This window comes from Chitinophaga sp., assembly GCF_036566945.1.
In the GTDB taxonomy this organism is placed as follows: Bacteria; Bacteroidota; Bacteroidia; order Chitinophagales; family Chitinophagaceae; genus Chitinophaga.
Genome location: NZ_DATCVJ010000601.1, coordinates 1 through 12,366, shown reverse-complemented (window position 1 = coordinate 12,366; position 12,366 = coordinate 1). Strand labels below are relative to the sequence as shown.

The window sequence follows — 12,366 nt, the reverse complement described above, 5'->3', positions numbered from 1 at the left end:
AAGTAGTATTTATTACTACCCACAGGTAAAAGTGCACACACTTGGTGTAAATGTTAGTTTTTAACAAAAAGTACGCAACATCATGAAAAGAAACATTCTCTATATAATACTCGCTACAGGCCTGCTGCAATCCGCCTGTCAAAAGGATTTCCTGGATAGAAACCCAACGAATGCTTACAGCAACTCCTCTTTATGGAGCTCCCAGGCAGATGCACTGGCGGCCCTCAATGGCTGCTATAAAGATTGGGAAGGTGATTATAACTTGCTCTACCTCGACGCTGCCAGCGATAACCTGTACAGCCAATATCCCTGGGAAGGCTATACCGATTACGGCAGTGGCACCATGACGCCCAACAACACCAACGCCTACACGCGCTGGAGCTATACCGTTGTGCAGAAATGTAACTGGTTCCTGGAAAATATAGATAACACGCCCATGGATGCTACAGTGAAGGAAAGATATAAAAGCGAAGCCCGTTTCCTGCGTGCTTACCAATATTTTATCATGACCCAACTTTATGGGGACGTTCCTTTCGTGAAAACGACCGTTACTACGGACGTAGCCAACACCCTTCCCAGAACACCTGCCACGGAGATCCGCCAATTTGTAAAAGACGAACTGACCGCTATCTCCACCATATTGCCGGTAAGTTATACGGGCAGCGATATAGGACATATCACACAAGGCGCCGCGCTCTCCCTGAAAGCGAGAATAGAATTATTCGACAAAGACTATGCAAACTGTATTGCCGATTGTAAAAAGGTAATGGGCTTGGGCTATCAATTGTTTAACAGCTACCCGGATCTTTTCCGCATCCAAAATGAGAATAACAAAGAAGTTATCCTGGATGTACAATACAAGGAAAATGATTACTCCAATGCAGACTTAGGTGTAATGCCATCGTCGTCCTTTGGCGGCTGGGGTTCACTCGATCCTACCCAGGCACTCGTAGACGCCTACGAAACCAAAACCGGTAAAACCATCGACGATCCTACCTCCGGCTACGATCAGAATGATCCTTACAACAACAGGGACCCGCGCTTAAATGCTACTATCGTTTGCCCTGGTCAAATGTACGAAGGTGCTTACTATAACTCTATAGAAAGCAGCTCAGGCGATTACTACAACGGAGATAACAATTCTAAAACAGGTTACATTCCCAAAAAATTCACCGCCAACTTATCCGACTACGCTGATATGTGGAATACCGGGTTGAATATGATTGTAATCCGTTACGCGGAAATACTGCTCACTTATGCGGAAGCGCAGATTGAATCAGGTGTGATTGACAACTCCGTATACACTGCTATAGATGACATCAGAACCCGCGCTGGTATGCCGGTGGTCGACAGAACCGTGTACAACACTGTAGATAAAATGCGTACCCTGGTAAGACGTGAACGCCGAGTAGAATTGGCGTTGGAAGGCTTGCGCTGGTACGATGTACAACGCTGGAAAATTGGCAGCGCCGTTAGATCAGGTACCCTGTATGGTACAAGATTAGGTACGGTAGATCCAGCCAATGGTAAACTGACGCTCAGTGGAGAACACGTTAAAGTGGAGGTACGCACTTTCCAGGACAACAGGGATTACCTGTGGCCGGTACCACAAAAGGAAAGAAATATCAATAAGAACCTGACACAAAATGCCGGTTACTAACTAACACAACTATAACTGTCGAAAAATCCCGCGAGTTGAAAAATGAGCGGGATTTTTTTATCTTAAAAAAAATTCCCACATGCCATTATTAAAATCGCGCGGGTATATTTTTCTATTACTGATATACTGGACACTCCCGCTCAAACTATCCGCCCAACAGACGAGATCAGTTTTAAACTTCAATACCAACTGGGCCTTTCAAAGAGGTGAGGTGAATGGTGCAGAAAAAATAACATACAACGACAAAGACTGGGCGGGCGTTAGTATTCCGCATGTGATGCGTATCGAAAAAAAGCACAATGGAGGCAATACCGTTTACCAGGGTGTTGGCTGGTACAGAAGATATTTCAGGCTCCCTGCCTCCTACCGCAATAAAAGAATCACGATTTGTTTTGATGGCGTACAAACCACCGCGGAAGTATACCTCAATGGTCGAAAAATAGCTACCCATACCGGCGGTTACATGGGCTTTGTTGTGGACATCAGTCGGCAGGTCGATTTTCAGAAAGACAATGTGCTTGCGGTCAGAGTCACCAATACCGACAACCCACAGGTACCACCGGGTAAGCCTCAATCGAAATTAGATTTCAATTATTTTGGCGGCATCTACAGAAATGTTTCCCTTCTCGCTACAGAAAAAGTATTCATCTCCCATCCGCTGGAAGCCAATAAAATAGCCGGTGGTGGCGTATTCATTACCTATCCTGCTGTTAACAGCAACACCGCTTCCGTTAATATTAAAACCAATATTGTCAATGCCTACCGCAAGGTGGTAAATGCGCAATTGAGAACTACACTGGTAGACAGCAATGGCATTGTGGTAGCTACAGCGAAAAGCAGTCAGCCTATTTCCGGCGAAACCGATACAGATATTCAACAATCAATGACGGTGAATCATCCACAGCTATGGCATCCCGATCATCCTTATTTGTATCGCCTGGTATCTGTTGTTTACAGCGAGAATATACCTGTTGACAGCCTTATCACGGTGACGGGTATACGAAATATTTCCTTCCGTGCAGACGGCTGCTATCTCAACGGAGAAAAACTATTTCTGCGTGGCGCCAACAGGCACCAGGCATACGAGTACATTGGCGATGCGGCGCCGGACAATATGCAGTACATGGATGCCCTGCAGTTGAAAAAAGGCGGCTTTAATGCCGTGCGGGCCGCCCATTATCCGCAGTCGCCCGCCTTCCTGGATGCCTGCGATAAAACCGGTTTGCTGGTTATTGAATGTGAGCCCGGGTGGCAATTTTATGCTAAAGATTCTCTTTTTATAGCCAACACTTTCCGGGACATCAGGGAGATGATCCGACGTGACCGTAATCACCCTTCCGTTTTCCTGTGGGAAACTTCCCTCAACGAATCGCCTACGCCGGAAACATGGATGCAGCAAGCGGTACAGACAGCACAAGCTGAAATACCCAACCACCAACTGTTTCTGGCAGATGACTATAACGCACGCAGCAAAAATCATTACAATGTTTCCTACAAAGTAGTCAATGAAGACGGTACTGATCCCATGCCTTCACGTCCTTTCCTTACCCGCGAATGGGGCGATAGCTGGATGGCAGATGCTGAAAAGGAAAACAGCCTGCGCGCCAGCAGAATGTACACAGAAAAGGGATTGATCAACCAATGTGTATTAAGACAAAACGCATTAAACGGAGAAACTTCAGAAGCACTGGGCGGCTATTGGGATCATGGCGGGCTGGACGCCAACCCCAGAATTGGCGGATACTTCGTATGGAGTTATAACGACTACACCCGTGGCGCTGATCCCATCACTGCTTTTAGTGGTGTAACGGATCTGGATCGTTATGAGAAATTCAGCTACTACCAGCTCAAAGCCATGCAGGATGCACGTAATCCTGGTTATGGCCCTATGGTATACATCGGCAGCTATAATAATCAACCTGCGTTGGACAGCACTATCATGGTGTTTTCTAATTGTGATACCGTACAACTTTACAGGAATAACCACCTATGCGGTGAAATAACAAGATCCCAAAACGCCGTCACAGCCCCTTTTGTAGCCGCAAAAGGTGGCAGCCCCTACTTTCTTTTCCATACCGGCAGGTATGAAGCAGGCACACTAAAGGCCGTAGGCATCATCAACGGAAAAACGGTTTGCACACATATTGTAAAAACGCCTGGCGCCCCTCATCACCTGGAAATTGAGATACCAGCTAACCACACTTCCTTCCTGGCCGATGGCTCGTCTATGACACCTTTTTACGTGAAGGTATGCGATAAGGATGGTACCCTCATTTCCAACCAAACACCCGAACAATCTTATTCCATCCGGATGAAGGTATCAGGTGAAGGCACACTGGTTGGCGGAAATATTCCCGGAGCAGGTATCTCCATTCAACAAACGGAAGGGGGTATCGCCTACGGCATCATCCGTCATACCACTACTTCCGGCGAGATCACCATCAGCGCAAACAGTCCTGAATTGGTACCCGCCAACAAGCGCATTAAAACAGTCGCCACTCCCACTGTATATGTAAATGACGGTATCCATCACCCATGGATAAACGAAAATAAAATAAAGGCAACAGCGTACTATACGGATACCGCCACTTCCGCCCCCAAACTGCCGGAGATTAAGTTGACAGGTACATCTATCACGGTTGAACCAGCCCAAAATCCGGAAAACATCCAAACTATCGTAGACGGTAATACCGCCACCGGATGGGCTGCGGGTGCAGGTAGTCTCCCTGTGAGCATTACCATTGATCTCAAAGAAACATATTCCCTCAGCGGGAGTCATATTGTTTGGGGAAAAGACAGTGACTGGTATACCTATAGTATTGCGGTATCTGCCAATGGCAACGATTGGACAGCAATAAAAAGTCCGGAGCGGGTATCCGGGCAGGATTACAAAACGGTATTATTTCATGCACCGCCTGCAAGGTATGTACGCTATTCGATTACCGGTATCCAACCGGAAACCAGTAAAGTAGCGGTGAAGGAAATTCAGCTGTATGGCGGGAGGTAGCAACGAGGAGCCATGTGCAGATGCTTTGCAAGCCTAAATAAAAAGTGCCTGAGTAATAGTGATACCGTTTCTGTCAATTTGGTATATTTGAGCGTTGTGCAACATCCTAAATCCTAACAAAAGGCATCTATGAAAAAAACATTCATTTTAATTTCAATTGCAATCATTACAATTGTAGCCGTTTGTTTCCTGGTTAAATATATGAAGATGGATCGTTTTATGTTCGCGTGGGCATTGAACTTCCTCCTGATGTTATGCACGCTTACTTTTACTCAGGCACTAAATAGCCAATTTACTTCATCTTACTATGACGAAAAGAAATGGGAACAACGAGGAAAAATATACGAACAGCTTGGGATAAATTTTTTCAGAAAATTATTGGTTTGGACAGGTTGGGAAAAATTGAATAAAAAATCCAATCCAATAGCAAAAACTCCCGAAGCCTTGATAAACTTACATTATCAAACTAAAAAAAACGAACTTGGTCATGTGATGATCTTTTTTATAGTTCTGGGATTTAATGTATTTGTGGCATTCAAATTTGGAATACTTAAATCCTTGTGGCTATTAATATTAAACGTCTTACTAAATCTTTATCCAATTTTCCTTCAACGATATAATCGTCCGAGGATAGAAAGGGTTATAAATTTAAGTAGACGTAGACCTGTTTCAATACCGTAGATCAACTTCAGATTTATCCATCTCTTCTTACCCCCATTTTTTTCTCAGCCATTTGCGAACCGGCTCATCATACCATTTCAAACTTGCATACGCCAAAATAATACCCCCTATCAGGATCAACAAGGCATACGGCCACGCCTCTACGATGGTCACGCCTTTATGGTTGCTGATCCAGGCCACATAAAAATATACCAGCGGATAATGCACCAGGTAAAGCGGATAGGATATACCACCTAAGAATTTGCATATCCTGTTTTCAGTGTGAGTATGAACCACTCCGCTGGCTCCCAGATAAACAATGAGTGGAAAAATAATGATGATACAGATTGATTCATAAACTCCATTCATCCAAACATGTTCAGCACCGCCTATGCGCGGCATATATAAGACGAGGACGATTAAGCCACTGCACCATAAAAAAGCATGCTTAATGTGAGTGGGTTTAGCGATCCGGGAAAGCAGCAACCCTGCAAAGAAGGGATACATCATCCGGGTAATACCCACACGTACCTGTTCCACATTTAGTGTCCAACCGCCGCTGACATCCCCATTGGGACTGGTGATGGCTAAATGAGCCAGCGCTATAGCCGCCATCAATACCAAAATACTTAACACTGTTTTTGAGCATTTCCTGATACCGATAGCGTACAGGATATTGGCAATGTATTCAAAGAACAATGACCAGCCCACGCTATTCAGCGGATGCATTTCTTCCCAACCCCGTATATCCATTGATAAGGGAACAGGCAGAATGGTATAACCGATGAGCATCACCAGCAGCATTTTCCATACGGGAACAGTGTGAATGAGTGGCCAGATTGTTGAATCTGTAAAATAGAATCCTATTGCCCCGAGCGTCATTCCTAACACCACCATCGGTTGAAGCCGTTCTATCCGGCGTTTAAAAAAAGTACCGACAGTCATTTTATGCCATCGGTCGTCATAGGCATAGCCGATCACAAAGCCTGACAACAGGAAGAAAAAGTCTACCGCCAGGTAGCCATGATTGACCAGGATATCCAGGTGTCCGGTTCCCAGTGGTTCGGTTAAGTGAAAGGTTACAACGATAATGGCTGCGATACCACGTAATCCATCCAATATAGGGTAATGCGGCTTTGCTGAAAGGCTATTGTTATTCATTGTCCGTGGATCGTTTACAAATTGCTATTTAATGGATTTGCAAAAGTAAAGAAGTGATTTATCTAAATCGTATCAAAACTCATACGAATAGTCTCATTTTTCCACGTGACTAAAAGGGCTTGATATCAGGCGGCAAAATATCCACTCAACAGGAAATAACCGCTTCCTATCACCAGGAGATCCAGCGCTATGGCCATCAAACTCAGCGGCCATCCAAAAAGCCCCCAGTAGTTAAGAAATCTTACGGTATCCGGATTGCCAGGCTCGAATATAAATACCCGTGTCTCACCTATCTGCCATTGCATCGATGAAGAACCAGTAGAATATCTATAGGTAATTGTTTCATGCCGGCGGGTATGGATATCGAAAACAGGAAAATAAAAAGTACCCTCATCATCCCTTCTTTCAACAAGTTGAACAACGGTACCCACGGCTCGCTCACCATCTTTTACAAATGTCAGCTTATTCTTCAACGCTGCTAAGGCGCCGGCTAACAGTAAACCACCAACGATTATAAAAATTAGATATAAGATCATCTGCTTAGCTTTTAATAATAATGCTGTGCAATTACCAGTAACGCTTGTTTTTTTAAGTATTACTTTTAACCGGCCATCTTGTCAATGGATTAAGAAAATAGTAACCTCCACCCATGATAATCAACGGAATTGCGATGCCCATAAAAAATATTGCCCAACTGAAAAGCCAGAAATAACTCATCAGCCTAACGGAACCTGGGTTTTCCGGGTTGTACAGAAAAATCGCTTCTTCTCCGACGCTCCAACCCGCCGGACTACTTGCAGAGGCATGGTGATAAATAATTTCTCCGTTCTCTTTTGTTGTTACGGTAAAAACCGGCGAGTATGCTCCATCAATTTCTTCCAGCGAAGTAACGGTACCAATGACCCGTTTGCTTCCACTGATGAAATCAACCGACTGTTTCAACTGGTATAATGACACGGCGAGTAAAATGAGACCGGCTAACAAATATAGTTTGTACAACATAGGATCATTTTAATAACATCAATTATGCAGGGCGCAGCGCATCTTTTGATGCCCAATTCAATTTGATATGGAATATAAATTTATAACAAGATAACAACAAAATTCCGGAGCAAACCCGATTTTAAAATGATAGTACTAACGGCCGTACTCATACCCGATGATTCCTAATGTGAAATATCATGATCGTATAATCATTGCAGAATTTCACTTCCCGGTTTCCGGCATAATTTCTATATTTACGACTGGCTGCGATTTAATCGTGCCAGGTAAATTGTAACCCGTTTTAACCCATATTGAAAAACCAAATTGAGAAACCATGGCTGTAGAAAATAAAGGCTTTGGAGCATTGTTTGCCGAAAAGAAAAACTCGCTGGATCACCTTCAGAAAGGGATGGCCAGCATGCTGCCATCTTTCCCCGGTATGCCAGCGGCAAAATATTTCGACCTGTGTATTGGTATCGATTTTCATGATACCGTTTTTCCACCCGCCCCCTTGCTACCGGTACCACATATAGGGATGATATTTGATATCATTTCCGCCATCTTCGCTGCTATTGCCAGCGTAGTACCGCCGCCACCTCCGCCGCCGCCTGAAGAGGAAGGAAAGGAGCCGGCGCCGCAGCCCTTTTCCCTGGCAGCCACCGCACAAATGCTGGTGCATGCCATGAGCCCTTCCGTTAAAGTACACCAACAATGGATTGCCAATGCAGGTACGCCTATCATGCACCTCCCGGCCATCATTGCTCACTTACCCTTTCCTATCGTAAAACCGAAAGCTGCGTCTGAAATGTGGATGGGTAGCTCCACCGTACTGGCCGATGGCGGACCGTTCTCGACACAGTTTCATCCGGCACTTTCCTGTAACCTGGTTGGCCTCCCCTCTCCCCCCAGACTCAATAAAAAAAGCAGTGCTTTGGCCCTGATGGCGCCCACTTCTATGCTGCTTGTCATCACCTCCGGTGGAAACCCGGTATTGGTAGGTGGCCCCCCCACGATCGATCTATTCCAGCTCATGTTTAAACTGGGACTCAAAGGAGTATCTAAAGCCGCTGGCGCCGCTTTTAAAAAAACCATCAACCGTGTGAAAAGCAAATATCCCAGGCTCGGCGCCATGATGCAAAAAGCGAAATGCAAAACATTCGGTGAACCAGTTGATGCTGTTACCGGCCGGGTAATAGCTGCCAACGTAGATTTCTCCCTACCCGGCCCGATCCCGCTCCTTTGGGAACGACACTATTACAGCGATGCGGATGTACCCGGTCCCCTGGGTTATAATTGGCATCACGCCTATAACCTGCACCTGCACACGCTCGAAGACGGCACTATCAGCGTAAGACTGCCAGATGGCCGGGAAACCGTGATGCCTGCATTACTTGCGGACGACAGCTACTACAGCAGAGAGGAACAATTATGGTGGCGACGTGAAAATGATCAGTATATTTTGGAAGATAACAAACGGCTGCAGTATCACTTCTTGCCACAACCAACACCAGATGGCCGCTACCCCCTCAGTACCATCCGTAACCACGCCGGCTTTACTATCACCTTCCGGTATAACAGTAACGACCATCTCGAAGGTATCACAGACAGCTGTCACCGTACACTGCAAATTGATACCGACCACCAGGGCCGTATCACGTGTATACATACCCGTAATAACGGTCAGATCATCCGCCTTGTCAGCTATAGTTACGACGATCATGGCAACCTTGCCACCACTTCAAACGCCCTCCAGGCAACAAAGTACTTCTTCTATCGGCATCACCAACTTATTAAACTAACCAATCAAAGCGGACTAAGCTTCTACTGGGAATATGATACACCAGGTGAAAATGGTCGCTGTATCCATACCTGGGGCGACAATGGCATACTCGCCTACCACGCGGTGTATGAACGTGACAAAACTACCGTTACCAACAGCCTCGGTCATGCTACCACCTATCACTACAACGACCGTCATCTGATCCATAGAATTACTGGGCCTAATGACGGCCACACGGTACAAACCTATAACCCCTACGGAGAACTGGAAGTCGTCACTGACCCGGAAGGCAACAGTATTAAAAACGAATACGATGACCATGGCTTCCTCCTGAAAAGCACAAATGCCAATGGCGAAGCCACCAGTTATAGCTACGATGAACAACACTATCTCATAAAAGTAAAAAGTCCCGGAGGCATACAGTGCAGCTGGGAGTTTAATGAAGACGGGCAGATTATCCGGAAGAAAATGCCCGGCGGACAAACACAACGTTATTATTATGAAGAGAAACTGCTGAAAGCCATTCATCACAGCAATGGCCGCAGCTTCCGGTTTGGCTATGATCAACAGTACAATCTCACCACCTTTATTACCCCCGAAGGCACCCGGCTTCATTGGCAATATGATGAATTGGGCCATCTGGTAAAAGAATCGATGGACAATGGCTACTGGCACGAATACACTTATGATGCCGCCGGCCATATGACCCAGTGGCGCGAAGCCGACCAGTCTGTTCACCACTTCCTTTACGACGATGCCGGTAACCTTCTGCAGGCAGGTGACGGCCAACGCGCTGTGAATTTCACCTACGGTCCCCTGGGCATACTCACCAGCCGCAGTCAACAGCAGGTTCACCAGCAACTTACCTACGATACGGAATTACAGCTCACCAGCGTAGCCAATGCCACCGGCGCACTGTACCGACTCGAGCGGGATGCCGAGGGCAACATCGCCCGGGAATGGAACTTCGATGGCCAACTGCGGGAATACCAACGCGACAAAGCCGGCCGCGTAAAAAAAATATTACGTCCCGGACAACGCTGGACTACCTACGAATACGACAGCGCAGGCCGCATCGTACTGGAAAAGCAGTATGATGGCAGCACCACTGCCTATGCTTATAACAAAGACGGTCAACTCTCTGCTGCCTTTAACGAAAACGGAGAGATCACGCTGCAACGCGATGCCGCAGGACGCATCATCCTCGAAAAACAGGGAGCATACCAGGTAACACGACAATATAACGAGCACGGTTATCCCACAACCATCCATAGCAACCTCGGCGCAGCCATCACACTACAACATAGCGATGCCGGCCTGCTGGAAAGCATCACCGCTGCCAACGGAACACAGGCTCCCTGGGAAGCAAGATGGGAACGGAACCATTACGGACAGGAACAACAACGAACCATACCTGGCAACATCACCATCGATACACAACGCGATAAACAAGGCAGAATACAACGGCAATCCATTAACGGCGAACATACCGGCACGCTGTGTACCCGCTACGAATGGGGTAAAGCGGGCAAACTGCAACGACTAATCCACGAAGCCACCAGTCAGCAGGTGCGATTCGACTATGACGAATTCGATCGCCTGCTTAGCGCCGGCTATACCACCAGCCCCGGTAGCGTGACCGAGTATATCTATCGGCTGCCCGACAAAGCCGGCAATCTCTTTCAAACCACCAGTAAAAAAGACCGGGACTATACAAAAGGTGGCCAACTACAGGAATGTCCAGATTACTACTACCACTACGATCCGGAAGGACAACTAATATTCAGGGAATTCAAATACAATAGCAACTCCGCTGCCATTAACAAACAAGCATATGCACGTCAGCACCACATTCCACTGAAAGGCAGCCGCACCGGCTGGGCCTATGAATGGAACGCCAACGGACTGCTACAACAGGTTATCACGCCGTCTGGCGCTCATATCGTATATCGGTACGACCCATTAGGCCGCAGGATCTGCAAAGAAAACAAACGTACCCAAACCGTTACCAGATGGGTATGGAATGGCAACGTTCCTCTCCACGAATGGCAATACACGGGATCTTACGATCAGCAGTTGCAGATCATTGCCAATGGCGATATCAACTCCACTCCTGAACCCGTGGAACATCTCAGCACCTGGATCTTTGAGGAAGGCACCTTCATCCCCTGTGCTAAACTGGAGGACCAGCAACAATACAGCCTGGTGCCCGACCACCTGGGAACACCACAGTATGCATACAATGGCGACGGCAAACAAGTATGGCACCGCGAAACAGACTGCTATGGCAAAACACGCCACCTCACCGGTGATAGCAATTTCTGTAACTATCTTTACCAGGGGCAATATGATGATATAGAAACCGGCCTATGCTATAACCGCTTCCGGTATTACGATAAAGAAAATGGCAATTATATCAGCCCAGACCCGTTATCTATTGCAGGCGGACTAAACACATACGCATACGTACAAGACCCTAACAAGTGGGTAGATATTTTCGGGCTTAACCCGATCCTGGAAAGTATCCAACAACAAGTAAACACAATTCTGAGCGACCATCTGCCGGCCATCCGGGAAATAGATCCTAATGCCGGCATCGGATACCGCGGAAGTGTTGCCAGCGGTATTAGCAAGGTGCATGATCCCGCACTTGCCCGTCCATTCAATCCTGAAAGTTTTGATGTAGACGGATTCATTAAATCAGATTATCTTGCCTACAACCCGGTATTCACCAACAGAAGAAGAGAAGCTAGCAACATTCCGGGTATGGAGGATATTGAACAATCTATCGACAGGAGGCTGAGGGAAGTCTTCCCAGGATTAAGGGAGGAAGCCTTTAGCTTCAGAATATTCAAATCCCACGAACTCGCTGAGATGGCCAGAGCTGGCGATGTACAGGTACACGTGGATCATCACTAAAAAACAGACAGATGAAAAGACATTTAAATATCGTACTACTGGACAACGATACCTTTGATATCGTAATACCAAAACTAGCTGCTGCTTTTAGCATCCCCCTGCCTTATAAAAACGAGGATGGACGACTTATCGCCCGGGGAACAAAAGGCACCTACAACGTCACAGTAGTAGACAAAAAAGATGAACTTGGTGAAG

General features: G+C 46.5%; 8 protein-coding genes. 5 read left to right on the top strand and 3 right to left on the bottom strand.

The features are described from left to right. Nucleotides 1-82 precede the first annotated feature (82 nt). From VIP81_RS18325 to VIP81_RS18315, 3 genes are all read left to right on the top strand, one after another. Nucleotides 83-1,660 carry a RagB/SusD family nutrient uptake outer membrane protein gene (locus tag VIP81_RS18325; protein WP_331964205.1) on the top strand — a complete coding sequence of 526 codons (1,578 nt, stop codon included), beginning with the start codon at nt 83-85 and terminating at the stop codon, nt 1,658-1,660. Between the two features lie 79 nt (nt 1,661-1,739). Continuing rightward, complete coding sequence (locus VIP81_RS18320; RefSeq protein ID WP_331964202.1) at nt 1,740-4,667, top strand: glycoside hydrolase family 2 TIM barrel-domain containing protein; 2,928 nt, start codon at nt 1,740-1,742, stop codon at nt 4,665-4,667. A gap of 129 nt (nt 4,668-4,796) precedes the next feature. Beyond that, entirely contained in the window at nt 4,797-5,348 is a 552-nt protein-coding gene (locus VIP81_RS18315; protein ID WP_331964199.1) for a hypothetical protein, read from the top strand. A 27-nt stretch (nt 5,349-5,375) separates the two neighbouring features. On the opposite strand, the gene VIP81_RS18310 is transcribed toward VIP81_RS18315, so the two are convergent. The 3 genes from VIP81_RS18310 to VIP81_RS18300 form a co-directional block, all read right to left on the bottom strand. Then, complete coding sequence (locus tag VIP81_RS18310; protein ID WP_331964197.1) at nt 5,376-6,488, bottom strand: acyltransferase; 1,113 nt, start codon at nt 6,486-6,488, stop codon at nt 5,376-5,378. 125 nt (nt 6,489-6,613) lie between these two features. Then, nucleotides 6,614-7,024 (bottom strand): DUF3592 domain-containing protein, encoded by a 411-nt coding sequence (locus VIP81_RS18305; RefSeq protein ID WP_331964194.1) that lies wholly within the window; start codon nt 7,022-7,024, stop codon nt 6,614-6,616. Nucleotides 7,025-7,076: 52 nt separating this feature from the next. Next, nucleotides 7,077-7,490: a DUF3592 domain-containing protein gene (locus VIP81_RS18300; protein WP_331964191.1), complete on the bottom strand. Its 414-nt coding sequence runs from the start codon at nt 7,488-7,490 to the stop codon at nt 7,077-7,079. A 316-nt stretch (nt 7,491-7,806) separates the two neighbouring features. Between VIP81_RS18300 and VIP81_RS18295 the strand changes: the two genes are divergently transcribed. Both VIP81_RS18295 and VIP81_RS18290 read left to right on the top strand, forming a co-directional pair. Beyond that, nucleotides 7,807-12,171 (top strand): DUF6531 domain-containing protein, encoded by a 4,365-nt coding sequence (locus VIP81_RS18295; RefSeq protein ID WP_331964188.1) that lies wholly within the window; start codon nt 7,807-7,809, stop codon nt 12,169-12,171. Nucleotides 12,172-12,182: 11 nt separating this feature from the next. Further along, nucleotides 12,183-12,366, top strand: a 184-nt coding sequence (locus tag VIP81_RS18290) for a hypothetical protein (RefSeq protein WP_331964185.1), incomplete at its 3' end; no start/stop codon positions are given.